Below are 23,582 nucleotides of genomic sequence, written 5' to 3'. Positions count from 1 at the left end.
AGCCTAACTAAAAGAAATTACGGTGAACAGATGCAGACATTTTTAATTCTTATATCCTTTATCTTGAACATAGCAGCCCTTTTAGCCATCGTTTTACTATATACTAGGCAGAACAGACTCCTCGAGGTCGAGAAAAGGCAGGAAAGAGCCGTCAAAGAGATGGAAGATGTAATTTCCTCCTACCTTCTTGAAATGAAGGAGGATAATGACCGGTTCATCCAGCAATTCCAGGAAGTCAACGAGGGACAGCACAACCTGAGCAGGGGTAAAGTGGAAAAAATCAAAAAAGCGGCTGAATCCGCTTTGAAGACCGAGCCAGAGTTTCCTTCCAGTGAATCAGATAATAAGAACTTTAATAGTCAGTCATATAAGCGCCAAAGCGCAGCTCGGGCATATAAGCAGGATTTCAAGCCTGAACCCCAGCCCTTGGAAGGAATGGGCGGCTACCTGCAGGAAGTTGAAAATTCTTCAACAGAAGATCCTTTCTATCTCAGAATAAAAAGACTGCAAGAGAAAGAGTATTCACTTGAGGAGATCGCCAGGGAATTAGGCAAAGGTGTAACCGAAATTGAGCTGGCATTGAAATTTCGACAAAAACAAGAATAAATTTCTTGATTGCTGCAGATGATTGTGCTATATTAGTTAACGGTGTGATTACACACGCTGTGGGATTCTGGCAGAAGGTGCTTGAAAAAGTTTCTGTCTGGAGATGATCATAAGCGGAGGATTATAAAAACCTATTAGGAGGAAACACACATGTCAGTAATTTCTATGAAACAATTGCTTGAAGCTGGTGTTCATTTCGGTCACCAGACTCGCCGTTGGAACCCTAAGATGAAGAAATATATCTTCACAGAGCGTAACGGCATCTACATCATCGACCTTCAAAAAACAGTCAAAAAGGTTGAAGAAGCTTACAACTTCGTTAAGGAACTAGCTGGAAACGGCGGGAAAGTCCTTTTCGTAGGAACTAAGAAACAAGCACAGGAGTCTGTTAAAGAAGAAGCAGAACGTGCTGGAATGTACTTCATTAACCAACGTTGGTTGGGTGGTACTTTAACAAACTTCGAAACAATCCAAAAGCGTATTTCCCGTCTTAAGCAAATCGAAAAGATGGAAGAAGACGGAACTTTTGAAGTTCTTCCGAAGAAAGAAGTAGTACAATTGAAAAAAGAGCATGAGCGTTTAGTTAAATTCCTAGGCGGAATTAAAGATATGCAGACACTTCCTGATGCATTATTCATCATCGATCCTCGTAAAGAGCGTATCGCTGTTGCAGAAGCTCGCAAATTGAACATCCCTATCGTAGGTATCGTTGATACAAACTGTGATCCGGATGAAATCGATGTAGTTATCCCTGCAAATGATGATGCAATCCGTGCTGTGAAACTTCTTACTTCAAAAATGGCGGATGCTATCCTTGAAGCTAAGCAAGGTGAAGAAGCTGCTGTAACTGCGGCTGAGTAATTAAAGGTTGCGACCGGATGATATGTAAGACAGACTATCTGCACCTTGCATAAGCAGAAACTGCTGTGGATCATACTCCGATCAGTTGATCTGAAAAAGGTGATGAGAGGATACCCCTTATCACCTTTTTTTAAAAATGAAAAATTAGAGTACAAGCTATTTAAGCTTACATAATATACTTTAAGGAGGAATATCATTATGGCAATTACTGCGCAAATGGTAAAAGAACTTCGTGAAAAAACTGGCGCCGGAATGATGGATTGTAAAAAGGCTTTACAGGAAACAGACGGCGACATGGACAAAGCAATCGACTTTCTTCGTGAAAAAGGGATCGCAAAGGCAGCTAAAAAAGCTGACCGCATTGCAGCTGAAGGTACTACTTTCATCCAAAGTGAAGGAAATACTGCAGTGATTCTTGAAGTTAACGCTGAAACTGATTTCGTTGCCAAAAACGAAAACTTCCAAAGTGTTGTAAAAGAGCTTTCTCAACACTTGCTGACTAACCAGCCTGCCAATGTAGAAGAAGCTCATGAGCAAACTATGGCTAATGGCAGCACTGTCAGCGAATTCATCAACTCTGCAATTGCTAAAATCGGTGAGAAGATCACTCTTCGCCGTTTTGAAATCCGCACTAAAACGGACAATGGCGCATTTGGTGAATACCTGCATATGGGTGGAAGAATTGCTGTACTAAGTGTGGTTGAAGGAACGACTGATGCTGATACAGCTAAAGATGTGGCGATGCACGCAGCTGCGCTGAACCCGAAATATGTATCTCGTGACCAAGTGTCTGAAGAAGAAGTTGAGCGTGAGCGTGAACTTCTTACTCAGCAGGCACTCAACGAAGGCAAGCCTGAAAACATCGTAGCAAAAATGGTGGAAGGCCGCCTTGGCAAGTTCTTTGAAGATGTATGTATCCTTGATCAGCCATTTGTTAAGAACCCTGATCAAAAAGTACGTCAATTCCTTGAAGCTAACGGAGCTGAATTGAAAGATTTCACTCGCTATGAAGTTGGAGAAGGAATCGAGAAACGCCAGGAAAACTTCGCTGATGAAGTAATGAGCCAAGTAAATAAGAAGTAAGCCCAAAGGGTATGCTTTACTCAAAAAAGGGAACACACTGTGTGTTCCCTCTTTTTCAAAAAGTGATTATAGGAACCTTGCAGGTTTGAATAAAAAAATCAACTACATATGGAGGTTCAAATGAGCATTCCAAAATACAAACGAGTAGTATTAAAACTAAGTGGTGAAGCACTGGCTGGCGAACAGGGATTCGGCCTCAGCCCTTCCATCATTAAAAATGTAGCAGAAGATGTAAAAGAAATTGCAGAACTGGGTGTTGAAGTCGCAGTTGTTGTAGGCGGCGGAAACATTTGGCGCGGCAAAGTAGGCAGTGAAATGGGGATGGACCGAGCGTCTGCTGATTATATGGGGATGCTTGCAACCGTTATGAACTCATTGGCTCTTCAGGACAGCCTGGAACAGCTTGGAGTTGAAACACGGGTTCAGACTTCAATTGATATGCGTCAGGTAGCAGAACCATATATCCGCAGAAGAGCAATCCGCCACCTTGAGAAAAAAAGAGTCGTAATTTTCGCTGCAGGAACAGGCAATCCCTACTTCTCAACTGATACGACTGCTGCATTGAGAGCTGCAGAAATTGAAGCCGAAGTTATCCTCATGGCAAAAAATAATGTGGATGGTGTTTATTCAGCCGATCCGAAAACGGATGCAAATGCCGTGAAATACGATGAACTTTCTTACTTGGATGTTATCAAGGAAGGGCTGGCAGTAATGGATTCCACTGCTTCATCTCTATGTATGGACAATGATATTCCACTCATCGTCTTCTCTATATCAGAAGATGGCAACATCAAACGTGCCGTTATGGGCGAATCAATCGGAACAATGGTAAGGGGGAAAGCATAATGCCAAGCAAAACTATGTCCAACACAAAAGAAAGAATGAGTAAAGCAATTCAGACTTTTACAAGGGAACTGGCTTCTATCCGTGCGGGAAGAGCAAACGCTTCTTTACTGGACAAGATTACAGTCGATTATTACGGAGCTCCCACTCCAGTAAACCAACTAGCAGGTATTTCTGTTCCTGAAGCAAGAATGCTGGTCATTCAGCCTTATGATAAAACAGCATTGGGTGATATTGAAAAGGCGATCATGAAATCAGATTTAGGTATTACACCAACAAGTGATGGAAACATTATTCGTATTGTGATTCCACAATTGACTGAAGAACGCCGTAAAGACCTTGTCAAGCTGGTCAAAAAAGAAGCCGAAGATGCTAAAGTGGCCATCCGGAACATCCGTCGTGACGGCAATGATGACTTGAAGAAATTAGAAAAAAATGGCGAAATCACAGAAGATGATCTTCGTGGATATTCAGATGATGTCCAAAAGATGACAGATGACCATATCACTCAAATTGATTCTATAGCAAAAGACAAGGAAAAAGAGATCCTCGAAGTCTGAGTTGAAATCAATAATGCAGTTCAAACCCTCTATTCAGGGGGTTTTTTTCATCTGTGTAAATATACATTAATCTCTGCATTTCGTGGAGTAACAATCAAAGTGTTGATAAGGCTCTATTCGTAAACTTTCTTGTTGTTTAATATGAATTTCAAAGAGTAACATCAATCAAAGTTCACGAGAAATAATCTGGTAAGCACGAAAGAAAAGGGCTTTTCTTCCTGTTTACAAAGAAACACTTATGTATCAAGGAGAAAAGATGGCTCTTGGGATTTTCTGAAGCAACAATTTAAACAGTCTTCAATTAACATAACTGCAGGCAAGGAAGGCGGGCATAGCGGAAAAAAGGTTATGAAAAGGCAGTTAATTCATACTAAATATACATAAAGCGAAGCGATTTCTGTTTTTTAAAGATAAATATACATATTTTTGATATGATAGTAGGGAAAAAGTTTTCCTATCCGATTTTAGTTTCTATGGAGAATCCTTGTTTATAAATTATGTTATTATTACTGCAGCGAGAAAAATCCTATTGGGGGATTATGGCTGAATAACTGGCAGCAGGCTTCGAGGCTTCATATTCATTTATAATGTGAGGTTCTTATCCAAGCTGCAGGTGAATATGGACTGTGCACGGATCATAAGGGCATGTCAATGTCTTTGCCGGCATTCAAACTAAAATTGATACTATAGTCTTGTGGAGGATCATTTATGTTAAATAGAATGAAATTATGGAAAAGTCAAAAGGATAAATCCATGGTTGACGAAAAATTTCATGACGTGTTAAAGTACCAGATTCCCGGCCACATCGCTATCATAATGGACGGTAATGGAAGGTGGGCCAAAAAGAGGGCCCTCCCTAGAATAGCTGGCCACCATGAGGGGATGAAAGTGGTTCGCAAAATTACAAGAATGGCTAATGAGCTTGGAGTCAAAACATTAACACTGTATGCTTTCTCGACAGAAAATTGGAAAAGGCCTAAAATGGAAGTGGACTATCTTATGAAACTTCCTGAAGAGTTCCTTGGTACTTTTCTGCCAGAATTGATTGAGGAAAACGTAAAGGTAACAATGATGGGCTATGAGGATAAACTCCCGTCCCACACAGCTAATGCAATCAAGAAGGCAATGAAAGAAACGGAACATAATAATGGGCTTGTATTAAACTTTGCCCTGAACTATGGAAGCCGATTTGAAATCATAGAGGCTGTAAAGGATGTCTTAAATGATGTCAGCAATGGTATAATAGATAAAAATGAAATTAACGAAGAAACCTTCTCTAATTACTTGTTGACAAAGGATCTCCCCGATCCGGATCTTTTAATCCGTACCAGCGGTGAAATCAGGCTCAGCAATTTTATGCTTTGGCAATTGGCGTATACTGAATTTTGGTTTACACCAGTTCTATGGCCGGATTTTAAGGAAGAACACTTAATTGAAGCAATAGAAGTGTATCAAGGAAGGTCAAGAAGGTTCGGCGGTATACAAAGTGAGGAATTGGAATGAAACAAAGAATACTGACTGGAGTTATAGCAGCGGCAGTGTTTCTGCCAATAGTATTGTTCGGAGGTACGCCGTTTTTAATTTTAACTTATTTGATTGCGACGATAGGTCTTTATGAGGCTCTAAAAATGAGGAATTTGCGCCTGCTATCGATACCTGGAATAATTTCTATTGCACTTTTATGGATTTTTTTAGTCCCGGATCAATATATTGGTGTTATAGAGGGTTTGGGGTACAGCAAGATTGAGCTTGCATTGCTTGCTGTTTTGCTGTTCCTTACTTATACAGTAGCCGCAAAGAACAGATTCTCTTTTGATGATGTCGCTTTTTCTATCTTGGCGACACTTTATGTCGGGATTGGATTTTATTACTTCATTGAAACCAGGAATGCTGATGCAGGAATACAGTTTGTTTTTTATTCGCTGTTTTTAATCTGGTCAACTGATTCAGGGGCTTATTTTATCGGACGGGCTTTAGGGAAAAGGAAGCTCTGGCCGGATATCAGTCCAAATAAAACAATTGAAGGCTCTGTAGGCGGAGTCATTTGTGCAATGGCAGTGGCGGTCATTTTCACTTTGTTTGCAGATTTGGCCATATCCCTTCCGAAGCTGTTAATCGTTTCTGCCATATTATCTGTATTCGGGCAAATTGGCGATTTGGTCGAATCAGCATTGAAACGACACTATAACGTGAAAGATTCTGGTCAACTGCTGCCTGGACATGGCGGAATTTTAGACCGCTTTGATAGTCTTTTATTCGTACTGCCTTTGCTGCATTTTTTGAATGTTCTATAAGTCATAAAGCAATAGCTGAAAAACTTGGTCTTAATGTAGGAGTGAATGTTTTTGAGGAAAATCAGTCTTATGGGGGCAACCGGATCAATTGGAATGCAAACCCTTGATGTAATACGAGAGAATAAGGAACAATTTGAACTTACAGCCATCTCTGCTGGGAGAAATATAGCCGAAACCCGTAAGATCATTCAGGAGTTTAATCCACGGCTTGTTTCCGTCCAATTGAAAGAGGATGCAGAGGTTTTGAAAAACGAGGTAGCTCATGGAACAAAAGTGCTTTGGGGTGAGGAAGGACTGCTTGAAACTGCCTGTCATCAGGATACTGATGTTCTGGTGAACGCAGTGCTTGGAAGTGTTGGTCTATTTCCTACACTGAGGGCAATAGAGGCTGGAAAAACGATTGCCATTGCGAACAAGGAAACCCTGGTGACTGCTGGCCATATTGTCATGGAAGCGGCCGCAAGAAATCAGGTCTCGCTCTTGCCTGTTGACAGTGAGCATTCTGCCATCTTTCAATGCCTTCAAGGTGAAAACACGAAGAATATTGAATCCCTGATTATTACAGCTTCAGGAGGCAGCTTCCGGGACCGAACAAGAACCGAGCTGGAAGGCGTGACTGTAGATGAAGCACTGAATCATCCGAATTGGTCTATGGGTGCAAAAATCACGATAGATTCTGCAACGATGATGAATAAAGGTCTGGAGGTCATAGAGGCTCATTGGCTGTTTGGCATTCCTTATGAGAATATTAAAGTTTTGTTACATAGAGAAAGCATCATCCATTCTATGGTGGAATTCCATGATAGTTCAGTTATGGCTCAGCTGGGAACACCTGACATGAGAGTGCCGATTCAATATGCATTGACATTCCCGGATCGATTTGCCAGACCAAGGGGAGGCAGGCTGAACCTTGCTGAAATCGGAAAGCTGCACTTTGAGGAAATGGATTTTGAACGTTTCCGCTGTCTGGAATATTGTTTTGAGGCAGGAAAGGCTGGCGGATCTATGCCGGCTGTCCTGAATGCTGCCAATGAAGCAGCGGTGGCACGCTTTCTGAATGGGGAAATTTCTTTCCTGGATATTGAGACGCTCATCGAAAAATCTCTTACAAAGCATGAATTGATTAAACAGCCTGATCTGGAGGCCATAAGGGAGATTGATTCTGAAACGCGCCGATTTGTAAATGAGCTGAATCTTGGTTAAAGTAGTTTCTGGACTGAAGACTTTACAAATGGCTCTTTTCTAAAAGATTGTTACTTTTGGATGCTATTTTAATTTCTTTTAAGTGGAATTGGAGCTGAAATCCCTTGCGTTCATCCCCAGCAGTTCTTTGAGAGTTGCTCTTTTCTAAGAAAAAGTTGCTTTTGATTACTATCTTGCCTTTCCCCTTTAAAGTAGGAAATTGGAACGGAAGGCGTGCGACCTCCTGCGGGACAGGTGAGACCCCGCAGGCAAAGCCGAGGAGGCTCACCGCCCGCCCCGCGGAGTCGTGCGGCTGGAGTGGAAATCCATTATTTGTCCATAGCCGCAATCTTTGCGAAAACAACCTTACATATTCAGGTTGATCGTTCTTTATGCGGGGTGCTTGCATGAAAGGCTGACCACTCTTACCGAAGCAAGGCAGAGGTTGAATGGGCCTCCTGATATTATTGTTCTTAAAAACAAAAAATAGATAATGTTCCTTGTTTTGCTTGAGGGGTATAACTGCAGAATACAGCTTTTTAACCGTACAATTTTAAAATTCATTACACATACTCTAAAAAGGTGGTTTTCTATTTGCAGACAGTGATAGCCTTTATTATCATTTTTGGCGCACTTGTTTTCTTCCATGAATTGGGACATTTAATTTTTGCCAAAAGAGCGGGGATCATGTGCCGGGAGTTTGCTATTGGCTTTGGCCCAAAAGTGTTCTCCTACAAGAAATCAGAAACAACTTATACGATCAGGCTGCTTCCGCTTGGAGGCTTTGTCCGAATGGCAGGAGAAGATCCGGAAATGGTGGATCTGAAGCCGGGTTACAGAATAGGATTAGTTCTGGATAACAATGAAACAATCAAAAAAATCATTATTAACAATAAAGACAGATATCCGGATATCCGCGTTGTAGAAGTAGAAGAAAGTGATTTGGAACACAAGTTGTTCATCCGTGGATATGAAGATGGGGAAGAAGAATTGAAGACTTTCTCTATCGGAAGAGAAGCGGTCATTATTGAAGATGGTATGGAAACACAAGTGGCACCTTGGGACCGGCAGTTTGCTTCCAAAACTTTATCCCAGAGAGCAATGGCCATCTTTGCAGGTCCTTTATTCAACTTTATCTTGGCATTTTTTATCTTTTTAATCGTAGGTTTGCTGCAGGGGGTACCCGTCGATGAACCTGTACTTGGAAAGCTTACGGAAGATGGTGCAGCAAGAGAAGCTGGTCTTCAACAGGGAGACGAAGTATTAAGTGTGGATGGCAACGAAATTTCCACATGGGAAGATATTGTCAGTATTATTCAGAAGCACCCTGGCGATCAACTCCTATTCACTATTGACCGTAATGGTGTTACTGAAGAGATTGCTGTTACTCCAAAGCCGCAAGTGATTGAAGATCAGGAGATAGGTATAATCGGGGCATATAACCCTGTAGAAAAGTCTCCGTTAAAAGTGGTCGGTAATGGTTTTACACAAACCTATGAATGGACAAAGCTGATTTTTGTCATGCTTGGGAAGCTTATAACCGGGCAGTTCTCTATTGATGCCCTGTCAGGTCCTGTCGGGATCTATCAGTCAACGGATATCGTTGCAAAATCAGGTATATACAATTTAATGAATTGGGGAGCTATCCTCAGTATCAACCTGGGCATTATGAATCTTCTCCCTATTCCTGCGCTGGATGGAGGAAGATTGATGTTCTTCCTCGTAGAAGCGGTAAGAGGCAAACCTGTAGACCGCCACAAAGAAGGTATGGTCCACTTTATCGGTTTTGCTTTGTTGATGGTATTAATGCTTGTGGTTACCTGGAACGATATTCAGCGTTTCTTCCTGTAACAGTTACCGAGGAAAGAGAATGAACTTGTTCGTTCTCTTTTCTTTTGTGAAAATTGATGAACTCTTTACTTTAAGGTCGGAATTTACAGACTTTTAGAAAGGCTGTGTTCCCATAAATTACTTTCGGTTATTCCCGGATACAAAGGGTTTTCTCAGTATTGGAGAGAGCAGCCCTTTTCTTTTCATGATTGTCAGGTTATTCCGGTGAATGATAATTATTCTTTTTTGAAATTGGTACAAAACAGCAAAAAAGTTTGCAGAAAGAGCCTTTAGAAAAAACGACCTTTTGGAAGCTTGCAGTAATCGCATCATTCGTCCATTATTAAATACTATAAAGTCTTGTCTCCAAAAGATAATTCAGCAGAAAAATTTTTAAGCAACAGGCTGCACTTTTTGTGAATGACTCTTTTCTCAAATAGTGTTATATAAGTTGCTATTGTCTGGTTCTTCCTGTAAGGAGAATCGGAGTCGCCATTCATGCGGCTGAACCAGAAATCTGCCGCTTTTCAGAAGAGCAAATTTAAAGAAGTTATCAATCTTATTTTAGTCGAGGTGGAACACAATGAAACAAAGTATGACGTTAATTCCAACGCTGAGGGAAACACCAGCAGATGCAGAAGTGAAAAGTCACCAGCAGTTACTGAGAGCAGGTTATATCAGGCAAAATGCCAGTGGTATTTATAGTTTTCTTCCTATGGGACGTAAAGTTCTTCAAAAAGTGGAAGAAATCATTCGAGAGGAAATGATTAACGCAGGCGGAGTGGAACTATTGATGCCGGCGCTGCAGCAGTCAGAACTATGGCAGGAATCGGGACGGTGGGATACATATGGCCCCGAATTAATGCGAATGGAAGATAGGCACAAGCGCAGTTTTGCTTTGGGTGCCACCCATGAAGAGGTCATCACTTCCCTTGTAAGAGATGAAATCAAGTCTTATAAAAAACTGCCTCTTACCCTGTTTCAGATCCAGACAAAGTTCCGTGATGAAAAGCGCCCTCGATTCGGATTGCTGAGGGGAAGAGAATTCATCATGAAAGATGCTTACTCATTCCATTCTTCTTATGAAAGCCTTGATGACACCTATGAGAAAATGTTTCAGGCATATTCCAATGTATTCAAGCGCTGCGGTTTGAACTTCAGGGCCGTAATCGCCGATTCTGGCGCCATGGGCGGAAAAGATACTCATGAATTCATGGTTCTTTCTGAAATTGGAGAAGATACGATAGCTTACTCAGACACTTCCCGTTATGCGGCAAATATCGAGATGGCTCCTGTCCTGGCTCAATTTGAAGACTCCGCAGAAGAAGTGAAGGATATTGAAAAGGCTGAAACTCCCGGTCTTAAAACGATTGAGGAAGTGAGCCGCCAGCTGGAAGCTGGGAAAGACAAATGTATCAAATCGCTTCTCTTTAAAGCAGACGAAGAATTTGTTCTTGTCCTTGTCCGCGGTGACCATGAAGTGAATGATATTAAAGTAAAGAATCTGCTGAACGCTTCTGTCGTTGAGTTAGCTTCTGCTGAGGAAACAAAACAACTTCTTAAAGCCCCTGTAGGTTCAGTCGGCCCTGTGAAACTTCAAGCAGAAGTAACAATCATTGCTGACGAGGCAGTGAAATACATTAAAAATGCAGTTTGCGGTGCAAACGAAGAAGGTTATCATTATTTAAATGTTAATCACGGAAGAGATTTTGAGGTGAATCAATTCGCAGACCTTCGATTCATTCAAGAAGGAGATCCATCTCCTGACGGTGAAGGAACCATCCGATTTGCAAAAGGAATTGAAGTAGGGCATGTCTTCAAGCTCGGTACACGATACAGTGATGCTATGGGTGCACAGTACCTTGATGAAAATGGAAGGTCTCAATCCATGATCATGGGCTGTTATGGTATAGGTGTTTCGAGGACACTTGCAGCTGCTGCAGAGCAGTACAGCGATGAAAATGGATTACAATGGCCTTCCAGTTTAACACCATTCGATGCTCATATTATCCCGGTCAATATCAAAAATGATGAGCAAAGAGAGCTTGCAGAACTGTTATATGCTCAATTGAAAGAGCATAGATTTGACGTGCTCCTTGATGACCGCCAGGAACGCCCTGGAGTTAAGTTTACAGACTCAGATCTGATTGGAATTCCTTTCAGAATTACAGTCGGCAAGAAAGCATCAGATGGAGTAGTAGAAGTGAAAGTGAGAAAAAGTGGTGAAGTCATCGAAGTACATAAAGATGAACTAGCCGCTAAGCTGCAGGAATTATTTCGCAATCAATAACAACGGAATTTATGGTAAGATAAATCTAAAGACTAAAAAAGGGTCTGATCATTAGGTCAGTCCCTTTCTTATGTATAAAGCGGAAGCGCCTTGTTCAGCCCCGACAGGCAAATGTTCCTCAGAGAAAAAAAGGCGGTCTATCCTTTTATTCTCTGAGGGTTATTTGACCCCGAGAGGCTAGGCGCTGGAGCTGGATTGAGTATAAAGCGGAAGCGCCTTGTTCAGCGCCGTACAGATTTCAGGGCTCTCGCATGAGATAAAGGAAACACAGCGAACGCAGTGAGCTGATGTTCAATTCCCTAGGACTTTACTTCTGGTCTATACGAGGATATCCTTAATCAAAGAAAAGGCCCTAATTCCGGCTTTTTCTATGAACAACTTTATATAAGGACAGGAAATGAACTAATTGACTTATCGCAAGGAGAGAGACCGATATTTGTTGGACGCTAAGTCACTTGACTCTGGTTTTGGTATAAATCGGACACGGTAAAGCATCTTCCGCTTAGTAAATAATCTCAGGGTTATCCAGATTATGATTGCGATTCTCTAACTATGCTTGAAATTTTTTGATAAACTGAAAGCATGACGTTTTCTAAGATGAAATATTTTATTTTAGATAAAGATAAAGAAAAAAAGAATGGGGGAGAATTGATTTGCAGGAGAATCCCGCCGGTAAAAAAGAAAGATTTCAAGTGCTTCTCATGCAGCTTGGATTAACAGAAGATGCTGTTGTAAAGCATTTTCAATCTGCCCAGATTGAAAAGCTGCTGGTTGACCGCCAGGAAAAGAGATGGCATTTTTACTTCAGATTAGAGAAGCTCGTTCCTTGTTCAGTATGGAGCACCTTCTCCATAAGATTGCAGCAAGCCTTTCAACATATTGCAAAAGTCCAATACTCCATCAACCTTGTCGATGATTCGCACACCGAAGAGCAGCTTCTCGAATATTGGAGCGAATGCATCAAAGAAATTGACGGAATTTCACCGCCGCTTCTGGCTCTTTTAAATAAACAGGTTCCAAGGATAAAAGGCAGTAAGATCATAGTGGAAACATCTAATGAAACAGAGGCCACTGCCTTAAAAAGAAAGTATGCAGGCTTTATTGCTTCTGTATTTCAAAATTTCGGTTTTCCCGCTTACACGATTGATGCGGAAGTCAAGCAGTCAGACAGCGGAAACGATGACTATAAGCAGTTCCTCGAAGCTAAAAGAAAAGAAGACGAAGAACGAGCCAAGCAGGCAGTAATCGAGATGCAGAAGCAGGCTAATGAGAAAGAACAGGATGGTGCACCATCCGGACCAGTCAATATCGGCCTGACCATCAAAGATGATGCTGATTTCCGAAAGATCGAGCAAATCTATGATGAGGAAAGAAGAATTGCTCTTGAAGGATATATTTTCGATGCTGAAACGAAAGAACTTCGAAGCGGCAGGACTTTATTAACATTCAAAATCACTGATTATACAAGTTCAATCCTTGTTAAAATGTTCTCCCGTGATAAGGAAGATGCAGCTATCATGGGCAATGTGAAAAAAGGAATGTGGGTCCGCTGCAGAGGAAGCATTCAGAACGATACATTTGTCAGGGACTTAGTCATGATTGCCAATGATGTGAATGAAATAACTCCTGTCCTGAGAAAAGATACAGCAGCTGAAGATGAGAAAAGGGTTGAACTTCATCTTCATACACCTATGAGTCAAATGGATGGTATTTCTTCAGTGGCTGATCTTGTAGGACAGGCGAAAAAATGGGGCCATAAAGCTGTCGCGATCACAGATCATGCTGTCGTTCAATCATTCCCTGAAGCGTATAATGCCAGCAAGAAACACGGAGTCAAAATTCTATACGGACTTGAGGCAAATCTGGTGGATGATGGCGTGCCAATCGCCTATAATGATGCACATCGTAATCTGGAAGAAGATACGTATGTGGTATTTGATGTGGAAACGACCGGTCTTTCTGCGATGTATAACACGATTATCGAACTGGCGGCAGTCAAGATCCGCGACGGTGAAATCATAGACCGATTTGAGTCATTTGCTAATCCTCATCATCCTTTATCTGCTACAACCATCAATTTGACAGGTATCACAGATGAAATGGTAAAAGATGCACCAGAAATTGAGGAGGCACTTAAATCATTTAAAGATTGGGCAGAAGATGCTGTCCTGGTCGCTCATAATGCTTCCTTTGATATGGGCTTCCTGAATGTAGGATACGGAAAGGCAGGTCTGGATAAAGCCGATAATCCTGTCATTGATACTCTTGAATTGGGTAGGCTTCTGTATCCGCAGATGAAAAACCATCGTCTGAATACACTGGCTAAAAAGTTTGATATAGAACTGACTCAGCATCACCGGGCAATATATGATGCAGAGGCAACAGGCTATCTCCTTCTCAAGATGTTAAAAGATGCTCATGAAAAAGGAATTGTCTATCATGATCAATTCAATGATTATATGGGAAAAGGCGACTCATACAAACGTTCACGTCCATCTCATGTGACTTTGCTTGCGCAGAACGAAGAAGGCTTAAAGAATTTGTTTCAGCTGGTGACAAGATCTCATTTGGAATACTTCTTCCGTGTACCGAGGATTCCCCGTTCACTGCTCCGCAAATACAGGAGCGGCATTCTCGTAGGATCAGGGTGCGATAAAGGTGAAGTCTTTGAAGGGATGATGCAGAAGGCCCCGGAAGAAGTGGAAGAAGTTGCCCGGTTTTATGATTATCTCGAGGTCCATCCGAAAGAAGTCTATCAGCATTTGATAGAACTGGAACTTATTCAATCCAATCAGAACCTTGAAGAAATCATCGGGAACATAGTTAAGCTTGGGGAAAAGCTGGACCTTCCGGTAGTGGCGACAGGGAATGTCCATTATCTTAATCCGACTGATAAAGTCCACCGGGAAATCCTTGTCGGTTCACAGGGCGGAGCCAATCCGCTTAACCGCCACAAACTTCCTGATGTTCATTTCAGGACAACAAATGAAATGCTTGATTGTTTTTCATTCCTTGGGAAAGACAAAGCGAAAGAAATAGTTGTGACGAACACAAATAAAATCGCAGACTTAATCGAAGATGTTAAACCAATCAAAGATGATTTATATACTCCTAAAATCGAAGGTGCAGACGAAGAAATGCGCCGGATGAGTTATGCGATGGCAAAGAGTATCTACGGGGAGGAGCTTCCTGAGATTGTCGAAGCAAGACTTGAAAAAGAATTGAAAAGCATCATTGGACATGGGTTTGCTGTTATCTATTTGATTTCCGCAAAACTTGTTAAAAAATCTCTGAGTGATGGATACCTGGTTGGGTCACGTGGATCGGTTGGCTCGTCCCTGGTGGCCACAATGACGGAAATCACGGAAGTTAACCCGCTGCCCCCACATTATGTATGTCCATCATGCAAGCATTCAGAGTTCTTTGATGATGGATCTGTGGGATCTGGGTTTGACCTGCCGAATAAAATATGTCCTGAATGCGGAACTCAATTTAAAAAAGATGGACATGATATCCCTTTTGAAACTTTCCTTGGTTTTAAAGGAGATAAAGTCCCCGATATCGATTTGAACTTCTCCGGTGAGTATCAGCCGCAGGCGCATGACTATACAAAAGTCCTGTTCGGCGAGGATAACGTTTACCGTGCCGGCACTATTGGAACAGTAGCGGACAAAACGGCTTTCGGGTATGTAAAAGGATACGCTTCAGACAATAACTTGCAAATCAGGGGAGCGGAAGTCGACAGGCTGGCCAAAGGATGCACAGGTGTCAAGAGAACCACCGGTCAGCATCCAGGTGGAATCATCGTTGTACCTGATTATATGGATATTTTCGATTTTTCGCCTATCCAATTTCCGGCGGACGACAAAAACTCGGAATGGAAAACGACACATTTTGATTTCCACTCCATTCACGATAATTTGCTGAAACTTGATATACTTGGACACGATGATCCAACCGTCATCCGTATGCTTCAAGACTTATCCGGCATCGACCCTAAAACGATTCCTACAGATGACCCTGAAGTCATGAAGATTTTCAGCGGTACAGAGTCCCTTGGGGTTACTCAGGATCAGATTATGTGTAAAACTGGAACATTAGGTATTCCAGAGTTCGGAACACGATTTGTCCGGCAGATGCTCGAAGATACAAAACCAACTACCTTCTCTGAGCTGGTCCAGATTTCCGGTCTTTCTCACGGAACAGATGTATGGCTCGGAAATGCCCAGGAATTGATCCACAATAATATCTGTAACCTGAGTGAAGTAATCGGATGTCGTGATGATATCATGGTTTATTTGATTTATCAGGGCCTTGAGCCTTCATTGGCGTTTAAAATAATGGAATTTGTCCGAAAAGGAAAGGGACTTCAGCCTGAATGGGAAGAGGAAATGGCCAAGAATGGTGTTCCCAGCTGGTATGTCGATTCCTGCAAAAAAATTAAATACATGTTCCCTAAAGCCCATGCTGCTGCGTATGTATTGATGGCCGTAAGGATCGCCTATTTTAAAGTCCACCATGCCCTGCTCTATTATTCTGCTTACTTTACTGTCCGTGCAGAAGACTTTGATATAGAAGCAATGGTGAGGGGAAGCCAGGCTGTCAAGGCAAAGGTTGAAGAAATCAACAGCAAAGGACTTGATGCCTCACCAAAAGAAAAGAATACATTGACAGTATTGGAACTTGCTTTGGAAATGTGTGAAAGGGGCTATAAATTTCAAAAGGTGGATTTATACAGATCTTCAGCGACAGAATTCGTCATTGATGGAGATTCCCTTATTCCACCGTTCAACGCTATACCGGGCCTTGGCACAAATGCGGCGATCAACATTGTCAATGCGCGAAAAGAAGGAGAATTTCTTTCAAAGGAAGATCTTCAGCAAAGAGGAAGAGTATCCAAGACGATTATTGAGTACCTGACGAATCACGGCTGCCTTGATGCCCTTCCAGACCAGAACCAACTGTCCTTATTCTAATGCGGACCCTTTCCTGTCAAGGGTTTTGTTTGCAAAAAAATGTTGGTTATGGTATATTTTTATTGGAAATACTAATGATAACTCTGAAGAAAGAGTGGGGCGCCCCCACTCTTTCGTTGTTGATTAGGGATTTTTGCTTGACTGGATTCTATTTGTTCATCTTATGACAGAAACGAATCTTGCTCTGCCTTTCATCCCTCAAGCCGAAAGTCATCTTGTAGCAGGAATGATAAAATATCTTTCAAGTGGGTTTCGGATTAAAGCCTGTCAGCAGCTGCTGCTGACAGGCTGGAGCCCTCACAGGTCTTTCAGGCTTGGTATCCAGACTAACGAGAGTTTAAGGTGATAGACAGGGGTTGTGCAGCGAAGGTTGTGGCAATACCTGTCTATATTACTAGGCGTCCGATATTTTATTCGCTGGGAATGATTATTCCTGGTCCAAGATTTCTTTTTATAATCCAGGAGGTATGTATGAGTAAAATCACTGAACTCGTAGATGAACTCGTGACACCGATTTTAGATGACATGTCACTTGAATTGGTAGATGTTGAATATGTAAAGGAAGGCTCGAACTGGTTCCTGCGTGTATTTGTTGACAAAGATAGCGGAGTCGACATTGAGGAATGCGGAATCGTAAGTGAGCGGCTGAGTGAAAAACTGGATGAACTTGACCCGATTACCCACAATTACTTTCTTGAGGTTTCTTCTCCAGGGGCAGAACGCCCGCTGAAAAAAGAAAGGGACTTTGAGAAAGCAATCGGGAAAAATGTCCTGGTGAAAACATATGAACCTATCATTGGAGAAAAAGCGATTGAAGGGAAGCTCCTGTCTTATAATGGAGACTCTTTATCAATAGAAATGACAATCAAGACAAGGAAAAAGCAGGTAGACATTCCGATGGAAAAAGTAGCTAAAGCACGTCTGGCTGTCACTTTTTCATAAGACGGAAGGACCTTTATTAGAAGGGGGATGACATAATAATGAGTTCACAATTACTTGAGGCTCTAAATGTACTTGAAAAAGAAAAAGGCATCTCTAGGGATGTTATTATCGAAGCTATTGAAGCTGCCCTTGTTTCTGCTTACAAGCGAAACTTCAACCAGGCGCAAAATGTGAGGGTCGACCTTAATCTCGAAACGGGTTCCATGCGCGTATTTGCCCGCAAGGAAATCGTGGATGAAGTTTTTGACTCACGCCTCGAGATCTCCCTGGAAGATGCAAAACAAATTAACCCTGGTTATGACACAGGCGATGTAGTAGAGCTGGAGGTCACTCCTAAAGACTTCGGCCGAATTGCGGCACAAACAGCCAAACAGGTTGTAACACAGCGTGTAAGAGAAGCAGAGCGCGGAATTATCTACTCTGAATTCGCTGACAGGGAAGAAGACATCATGACAGGTATCGTCCAAAGGCAGGACGGACGTTTTATTTATGTTGCGCTTGGAAAGATTGAAGCGCTTCTGCCGGTTAATGAGCAAATGCCAAACGAGTCATATAAACCGCATGACCGCATTAAGGTGTTTATTACAAAGGTGGAAAAAACAACAAAAGGGCCGCAGATTTTTGTGTCCAGAACCCACCCTGGCCTGTTAAAAAGGTTGTTTGAAATTGAAGTTCCTGAGATTTTTGACGGTACAGTTGAGATTAAATCTGTTGCCCGGGAAGCAGGCGACCGCTCCAAGATTTCCGTGTCTGCCTCAAATGAAGAAATCGATCCTGTAGGAGCTTGTGTAGGTACCAGAGGAGCCCGTGTCCAGGCAATCGTGAATGAACTTAAAGGCGAAAAGATCGATATTGTTCAATGGTCAGAAGATCCTGTCACTTTTGTTGCGAACGCTCTCAGTCCTTCCAAGGTATTGGATGTCCAAGTGGATGAAGACGCAAAGGCAACAAGGGTCGTTGTACCGGACTATCAGCTATCATTGGCAATCGGAAAAAGAGGCCAGAATGCACGCCTTGCTGCAAAATTGACAGGCTGGAAAATTGACATCAAGAGTGAAACAGATGCCCGTGAATTAGGCCTGTATCCAAACAGCGATGAGCCGCTTCTTCCTGTGAATGAAGAAGAGGATTATGAAGATAATTCTTCCGAAGATCTGGAATAAAGGTGATAGTGATGAGTACTCAAAAGAAAGTTCCTTTAAGAAAGTGCTTGGCCACAGGGGAAATGAAACCAAAGAAAGAAATGATCAGGATCGTTCGTTCAAAGGAAGGCGAAGTATCCGTTGATCAGACAGGCAAGAAGTCAGGAAGAGGAGCATACCTTTCGAAAACAGAGGATGCCATTCTCACAGCAAAAAAGAAAAATGCAATAGCCAATCAATTACAGACAAAAGTGGATGATTCGATTTACGAAGAGCTGCTTGCGCTGGTGGAAAAGGAGTAATTCACGATTATATGAATCAGGAAAATCGATGGATGTCTCTGCTAGGATTGGCCAATCGGGCACGCAAAGTGATCTCAGGCGAAGAGCTTGTTATTAAGGAAATCAGAAACAACCGGGCAAAAGTCGTTCTGCTTGCAGGCGATGCATCTGAAAACACCAGAAAAAAAATCACCGATAAATGCAGCTACTACAAAGTTCCTGTTTATCAAGTGGAAGACAGAGGTGTTCTCGGAGGGGCAATTGGAAAAGAAGCAAGGGTAACCATCGCTGTACTCGATGCCGGTTTTGCAAGTAAGATTTCCAAGCTGCTCGATGAATCTCAATGGGGGTGAACATATGAGCAAAGTACGTATATACGAATACGCAAAAAAACATAACGTTTCAAGCAAGGACGTTATTTCCAAACTGAAAGAAATGAATATTGAAGTATCAAATCATATGGCAACACTGGAGGACGACACCGTTAACAAACTAGACAAGTCTTATGGAGGAAAATCTGAAGGATCTGCTTCAGCTAAAACTCCAAATAAAGAAGCAGCAAAAAGCAGCACACCAGCTAACCGCGATGGCAAAAAGCCTGAACAGGCAGGCCAGTCAAAAGATAAAAAAGGGTTTAACAATAATAAAAAAGGTAAAAACAACAATAAGCCCAACAACAACAAGAACAATAACAGAAATAACAACAACAACAGAGGCAGCCAGCCTGCCAACAGCCAGCCTCAAAAGAAAAAGGAAAAAGAGCTTCCTGAAAAAATCACTTTCACAGAATCTCTTACTGTTGCCGAAATGGCGAAAAAACTGCACCGCGAGCCTTCCGAAATCATCAAGAAGCTGTTCATGCTCGGTGTAATGGCAACAATCAACCAAGAGCTTGAGAAGGAAGCGATTGAACTTGTCGCTGCTGAGTATGGTGTAGAAGTAGAGGAAGAAATCCTTGTCGATACATCAGATCTGGAAGTATACTTCACAGAAGACTCTGAAGCAGACCAGGTGGAACGTCCATCTGTAGTAACCATCATGGGTCACGTTGACCATGGTAAAACGACGCTTTTAGACTCTATCAGAAACACAAAAGTAACCGAAGGGGAAGCGGGCGGAATCACGCAGCATATCGGTGCTTATCAGATTGTTGAGAATGACAAAAAAATCACGTTCCTTGATACACCTGGACATGCTGCTTTCACCACTATGCGTGCCCGCGGAGCTCAAGTTACGGATATTGCCATCATCGTCGTTGCAGCCGACGACGGCGTAATGCCGCAGACGGTTGAAGCCATCAACCATGCCAAAGCCGCAGAAGTTCCAATCATCATTGCAGTAAACAAAATGGATAAAGAAGCAGCGAACCCTGACCGTGTCATGCAGGAACTAACCGAGTATCAGCTTGTTCCAGAAGCATGGGGCGGCGATACAATCTTCGTACCGCTTTCTGCCCTGAAAGGCGAGGGCATCGATGACCTTCTTGAAATGATCCTGCTTGTAACTGAAGTGGAAGAGTTAAAAGCTAATCCTAACCGCCTGGCGCAAGGTACTGTCATTGAAGCAGAACTTGATAAAGGCCGTGGATCAGTAGCAACCCTGCTTGTTCAAAATGGAACGCTGAGAGTCGGTGATCCGATTGTAGTCGGCACCACATTTGGCCGTGTACGTGCAATGGTCAATGATATTGGCCGCAGGGTGAAAGAAGCCGGCCCTTCAACCCCTGTTGAAATCACTGGATTGAATGATGTGCCTCAAGCAGGCGACAGATTCGTCGTGTTTGAAGATGAAAAAACAGCACGTTCCGTAGGGGAAAATCGTGCACAGCAAGCCCTGCAAGCGCAGCGTGGTGAAAAATCACGTGTCAGCCTTGATAACCTGTTTGAACAGATGAAACAAGGTGAAATGAAAGATCTTAATATTGTCATGAAAGCGGATGTTCAAGGATCTGCAGAAGCTTTGGCTGCTTCACTTCAAAAAATAGAAGTTGAAGGAGTAAATGTTAAAATCATCCATACCGGTGTCGGTGCATTGAATGAATCAGACATCACTCTTGCCGCTGCATCGAATGCAATTGTCATTGGCTTTAATGTAAGGCCGGATGTCAATGCTAAGCGTGCCGCTGATGCAGAGGGCGTTGAAATCCGTCTTCACCGTATCATTTATAAGGTCATTGAAGAGATTGAATCTGCAATGAATGGTATGCTTGATCCTGAATTTGAAGAGAAAATCATCGGCCAGGCAGAAGTGCGCCAAACATTTAAAGTGTCTAAAGTCGGAACAATTGCGGGAAGCTATGTAACAGACGGGAAAATCACCCGTGACAGCGGTGTTCGCGTAATCCGTGATGGAGTCGTCGTATATGAAGGCGAACTCGATGTCCTGAAACGCTTTAAAGACGACGTGAAAGAAGTTGCCACTAACTATGAGTGCGGTATCACAATCAAGAATTTCAACGATATCAAAGAAGGAGATATCATTGAAGCCTTCGTAATGCAGGAAATCAAAAGATAATGATCGCTTATGTGGAATGTGAGTTTATTATCCATGATTCTCATTCTCTTAAGGACAAAAGATCGGTGCTTCAGCGGGTGTTAACCCGCTTGAAGCAAAAATACAATGTAGCGGTGTCTGAAATTGACCACCAGGATGTTTGGCAGAGGACAAGAATAGCCATTGTTACTGTGTCATCATCCAGTCAATCGGCCCGCGCAGTGATTGATAGTGCTCTGAAGCTGACTGATTCATTTCCCGAATGGGAAAGAGGGGAAACAATACACGAACTACTTTAATCCCACAGACTTTAGATAAAAACAGGAAGTTAAGAGGTGATATTGATGAGCCATCGTTCTAATCGTGTTGGCGAGCAGATGAAAAAGGAGCTCAGCGATATTATCGGACGAAAAATCAAAGATCCAAGAATTGGCTTTGTTACAGTGACTGATGTAGAAGTATCAGGAGATCTGCAGCAGGCCAAGGTGTTTATAACCGTCCTCGGAGATGAGGAGCAGAGGGAAAACACTTTGAAGGGATTGGCTAAAGCTAAAGGATTTATTCGTTCGGAAATCGGACAGCGAGTTCGTTTGCGTAAAACACCTGAACTCATTTTTGAATTTGATGAATCGATCAACTATGGAAATCGCATCGAATCATTGCTTAAAAAGATTCAAGATGACCCTGAAGAAAAGCAGGACTGATTTTCCGCGAGGAAACAGCTGCTTGCTTCATTAATGGACAAGGGCTGACCAATTAATTCTGGTCAGCCTTTTTATCTATAAAATGGCGAGAAAACTCCCTCTTCAAGCGTGTGAAGGGCATAGCCCAACGGTAAGGGGGAGATGAATCGCCTGCCTTTTGGTCTCTACTAAAAAAACTTCGAAAGAAACATATGTTCTCATATTACAATCTTTCTTGGTATAATTACTAAAAGGAGGTGAAACCATTTGAATGTTAAAAAACCTTTAAATTCAGGATCTATCCAAATCACGAACAGATTGAATTAATCAATAAAACGTTCGGTTGTTCCCGGTTCATCTACAACTATTTTGTTGGGAAACAAAAGAACAAAGACGCTTATTGGTCTATCGTAAATGAAATGGTACAGAATGGACAGCTAACAATTGGAAAGGTGAATTTTTCAACAAGAACCAATCCATCAAAGATGTTCGAGAGCTCAAGAAGACCTATTCATTCTTGAAAGAAGTCGATAGTATTGCCCTTCAGAAATCAGTTGAAATCGTTCATGATTCCTACACACGGTTTTACAAGAAACAAAATCGTTTACCTCGCTTCAAATCGAAGAAGAATCCCGTTCAATCCTATACCACAAAGTTTGTGAACGGGAATATACAAGTGAAAGATCAATACATCAAATTGCCAAAACTCGGCCTTGTTCGGTTTGCCAAGAGTCGTGAGGTAGAAGGACGTATAATGAACGCCACCATTCGACGAAGCCTTTCGGGTAAGTTCTTCGTTTCAATTTTGGCTGAATCAGCAGTTCAACCCTATAAAAAAACTGGCACCTCTGTCGGAATCGACGTAGGTCTGAAGGATTTCGCTACTCTTTCAGATGGCACAACCTATAAAAACCCCCGTTTTTTCCGTACACTAGAAAAGAAAATAATGAATGCCCGACGCATTCTTTCAAGGAGGCAATTGGGTTCTTCGAATTGGACTAAACAAAAAAAGAAAGTTGCCCGGTTGCACGAAAAAATCGCTACTGCAAGTAAAGATATGCTGGATAAAATCTCTACCGAAATAGTCAAAAACCACGACATTATCGGCATTGAAGATTTGTCCGTCGAAAAAATGTTGAAAAACAAAAACCTTTCTAAAGGAATCAGCGAAGTAAGCTGGGCCCAATTCAGGTCTATGTTGGAATACAAATCAGTATGGTACGGTAAACAGGTGATAGCCGCAGCGAAAAATTTCCCTTCCAGCCAGCTATGTTCTGTATGCATTTATAAGTATAAAGACGTTAAAGATCTTGCGTTGCGTGAATGGACCTGTCCAACTTGTAAAAGCAGCCATCAAAGGGATCTTAACGCAAGTATAAATCTTCGCAATGAAGCATTGCGATTAACCGCAGGGACTGCGGAGATAGCCTAATCAAAAACGAACCAATAGGTTTGTGTTCTTAGGAATCCCCCACTTCAAGCGACCTGTAAGGGGGGGAAGTGGTGGGTAGTTCAA

At 42.2% G+C, this 23,582-nt stretch carries 18 protein-coding genes and 1 pseudogene; all 19 read left to right on the top strand.

Features of this window, described 5'->3' with window-relative positions; translation table 11 throughout:
* Nucleotides 1–30: 30 nt before the first annotated feature.
* The 19 genes and pseudogenes from FZC78_RS13065 to tnpB all read left to right on the top strand — a co-directional run bounded on the left by FZC78_RS13065 (nucleotide 31) and on the right by tnpB (nucleotide 23,498).
* Nucleotides 31–606, top strand: coding sequence for a hypothetical protein (locus tag FZC78_RS13065; protein ID WP_148940138.1), 576 nt, complete (start codon nucleotides 31–33; stop codon nucleotides 604–606).
* A gap of 150 nt (nucleotides 607–756) precedes the next feature.
* Nucleotides 757–1,467 carry a 30S ribosomal protein S2 gene (rpsB, locus tag FZC78_RS13060; protein WP_148940137.1) on the top strand — a complete coding sequence of 237 codons (711 nt, stop codon included), beginning with the start codon at nucleotides 757–759 and terminating at the stop codon, nucleotides 1,465–1,467.
* Nucleotides 1,468–1,665: 198 nt separating this feature from the next.
* Nucleotides 1,666–2,550, top strand: a complete 885-nt coding sequence (gene tsf, locus FZC78_RS13055; RefSeq protein WP_148940136.1) for a translation elongation factor Ts — start codon at nucleotides 1,666–1,668, stop codon at nucleotides 2,548–2,550.
* 120 nt (nucleotides 2,551–2,670) lie between these two features.
* Complete coding sequence (pyrH, locus tag FZC78_RS13050; protein ID WP_148940135.1) at nucleotides 2,671–3,396, top strand: UMP kinase; 726 nt, start codon at nucleotides 2,671–2,673, stop codon at nucleotides 3,394–3,396.
* Nucleotides 3,396–3,953, top strand: a complete 558-nt coding sequence (gene frr, locus FZC78_RS13045) for a ribosome recycling factor (RefSeq protein ID WP_148940134.1) — start codon at nucleotides 3,396–3,398, stop codon at nucleotides 3,951–3,953. Before pyrH ends, frr begins: the two co-directional genes overlap by 1 nt.
* Nucleotides 3,954–4,661: 708 nt before the next feature.
* Complete coding sequence (locus FZC78_RS13040) at nucleotides 4,662–5,456, top strand: isoprenyl transferase (protein WP_148940133.1); 795 nt, start codon at nucleotides 4,662–4,664, stop codon at nucleotides 5,454–5,456.
* The gene (locus FZC78_RS13035; protein WP_148940132.1) at nucleotides 5,453–6,247 is read left to right on the top strand and encodes a phosphatidate cytidylyltransferase; all 795 of its coding nucleotides are present in this window, start codon (nucleotides 5,453–5,455) and stop codon (nucleotides 6,245–6,247) included. The genes FZC78_RS13040 and FZC78_RS13035 overlap by 4 nt, the downstream gene beginning before the upstream one ends.
* Before the next feature lie 51 nt (nucleotides 6,248–6,298).
* Complete coding sequence (gene dxr, locus FZC78_RS13030) at nucleotides 6,299–7,450, top strand: 1-deoxy-D-xylulose-5-phosphate reductoisomerase (protein WP_148940131.1); 1,152 nt, start codon at nucleotides 6,299–6,301, stop codon at nucleotides 7,448–7,450.
* 573 nt (nucleotides 7,451–8,023) lie between these two features.
* A complete protein-coding gene (gene rseP / locus FZC78_RS13025) occupies nucleotides 8,024–9,280 on the top strand; it encodes an RIP metalloprotease RseP (RefSeq protein ID WP_148940130.1) in 1,257 nt (418 codons plus the stop codon).
* Nucleotides 9,281–9,842: 562 nt separating this feature from the next.
* Nucleotides 9,843–11,549, top strand: a complete 1,707-nt coding sequence (locus tag FZC78_RS13020) for a proline--tRNA ligase (RefSeq protein ID WP_148940129.1) — start codon at nucleotides 9,843–9,845, stop codon at nucleotides 11,547–11,549.
* Nucleotides 11,550–12,202: 653 nt separating this feature from the next.
* Complete coding sequence (locus tag FZC78_RS13010) at nucleotides 12,203–16,525, top strand: PolC-type DNA polymerase III (RefSeq protein WP_148940128.1); 4,323 nt, start codon at nucleotides 12,203–12,205, stop codon at nucleotides 16,523–16,525.
* A gap of 471 nt (nucleotides 16,526–16,996) precedes the next feature.
* Nucleotides 16,997–17,467 carry a ribosome maturation factor RimP gene (gene rimP, locus FZC78_RS13005; RefSeq protein ID WP_148940127.1) on the top strand — a complete coding sequence of 157 codons (471 nt, stop codon included), beginning with the start codon at nucleotides 16,997–16,999 and terminating at the stop codon, nucleotides 17,465–17,467.
* 38 nt (nucleotides 17,468–17,505) lie between these two features.
* Entirely contained in the window at nucleotides 17,506–18,630 is a 1,125-nt protein-coding gene (gene nusA / locus FZC78_RS13000) for a transcription termination factor NusA (protein WP_148940126.1), read from the top strand.
* A gap of 11 nt (nucleotides 18,631–18,641) precedes the next feature.
* Complete coding sequence (gene rnpM / locus FZC78_RS12995; RefSeq protein WP_148940125.1) at nucleotides 18,642–18,911, top strand: RNase P modulator RnpM; 270 nt, start codon at nucleotides 18,642–18,644, stop codon at nucleotides 18,909–18,911.
* 11 nt (nucleotides 18,912–18,922) lie between these two features.
* Nucleotides 18,923–19,243 carry a YlxQ family RNA-binding protein gene (locus tag FZC78_RS12990; RefSeq protein ID WP_187444932.1) on the top strand — a complete coding sequence of 107 codons (321 nt, stop codon included), beginning with the start codon at nucleotides 18,923–18,925 and terminating at the stop codon, nucleotides 19,241–19,243.
* Between the two features lie 4 nt (nucleotides 19,244–19,247).
* Complete coding sequence (gene infB, locus FZC78_RS12985; protein WP_148940124.1) at nucleotides 19,248–21,404, top strand: translation initiation factor IF-2; 2,157 nt, start codon at nucleotides 19,248–19,250, stop codon at nucleotides 21,402–21,404.
* Nucleotides 21,404–21,682, top strand: coding sequence for a DUF503 domain-containing protein (locus FZC78_RS12980; protein ID WP_148940123.1), 279 nt, complete (start codon nucleotides 21,404–21,406; stop codon nucleotides 21,680–21,682). The genes infB and FZC78_RS12980 overlap by 1 nt, the downstream gene beginning before the upstream one ends.
* Nucleotides 21,683–21,727: 45 nt before the next feature.
* Nucleotides 21,728–22,087, top strand: coding sequence for a 30S ribosome-binding factor RbfA (gene rbfA / locus FZC78_RS12975; protein ID WP_148940122.1), 360 nt, complete (start codon nucleotides 21,728–21,730; stop codon nucleotides 22,085–22,087).
* A gap of 275 nt (nucleotides 22,088–22,362) precedes the next feature.
* Nucleotides 22,363–23,498: pseudogene (tnpB, locus tag FZC78_RS12970) on the top strand (IS200/IS605 family element RNA-guided endonuclease TnpB).
* Nucleotides 23,499–23,582 lie beyond the last annotated feature (84 nt).

Source organism: Rossellomorea vietnamensis (assembly GCF_008180415.1).
GTDB classification, from domain to species: Bacteria; Bacillota; Bacilli; order Bacillales; family Bacillaceae_B; genus Rossellomorea; species Rossellomorea vietnamensis_C.
The sequence above is the reverse complement of the archived record's forward strand: the minus strand, read 5'-3'. Positions and strand labels throughout refer to the sequence as shown.

Bases quoted from the DNA above. Each gene is read 5' to 3' on its own strand.
- FZC78_RS13065 (WP_148940138.1), top strand. From the start codon at position 31: ATGCAGACATTTTTAATTCTTATATCCTTTATCTTGAACATAGCAGCC.
- rpsB (WP_148940137.1), top strand. From the start codon at position 757: ATGTCAGTAATTTCTATGAAACAATTGCTTGAAGCTGGTGTTCATTTC.
- tsf (WP_148940136.1), top strand. From the start codon at position 1,666: ATGGCAATTACTGCGCAAATGGTAAAAGAACTTCGTGAAAAAACTGGC.
- pyrH (WP_148940135.1), top strand. From the start codon at position 2,671: ATGAGCATTCCAAAATACAAACGAGTAGTATTAAAACTAAGTGGTGAA.
- frr (WP_148940134.1), top strand. From the start codon at position 3,396: ATGCCAAGCAAAACTATGTCCAACACAAAAGAAAGAATGAGTAAAGCA.
- FZC78_RS13040 (WP_148940133.1), top strand. From the start codon at position 4,662: ATGTTAAATAGAATGAAATTATGGAAAAGTCAAAAGGATAAATCCATG.
- FZC78_RS13035 (WP_148940132.1), top strand. From the start codon at position 5,453: ATGAAACAAAGAATACTGACTGGAGTTATAGCAGCGGCAGTGTTTCTG.
- FZC78_RS13020 (WP_148940129.1), top strand. From the start codon at position 9,843: ATGAAACAAAGTATGACGTTAATTCCAACGCTGAGGGAAACACCAGCA.
- rimP (WP_148940127.1), top strand. From the start codon at position 16,997: ATGAGTAAAATCACTGAACTCGTAGATGAACTCGTGACACCGATTTTA.
- nusA (WP_148940126.1), top strand. From the start codon at position 17,506: ATGAGTTCACAATTACTTGAGGCTCTAAATGTACTTGAAAAAGAAAAA.
- rnpM (WP_148940125.1), top strand. From the start codon at position 18,642: ATGAGTACTCAAAAGAAAGTTCCTTTAAGAAAGTGCTTGGCCACAGGG.
- FZC78_RS12990 (WP_187444932.1), top strand. From the start codon at position 18,923: ATGAATCAGGAAAATCGATGGATGTCTCTGCTAGGATTGGCCAATCGG.
- infB (WP_148940124.1), top strand. From the start codon at position 19,248: ATGAGCAAAGTACGTATATACGAATACGCAAAAAAACATAACGTTTCA.
- FZC78_RS12980 (WP_148940123.1), top strand. From the start codon at position 21,404: ATGATCGCTTATGTGGAATGTGAGTTTATTATCCATGATTCTCATTCT.
- rbfA (WP_148940122.1), top strand. From the start codon at position 21,728: ATGAGCCATCGTTCTAATCGTGTTGGCGAGCAGATGAAAAAGGAGCTC.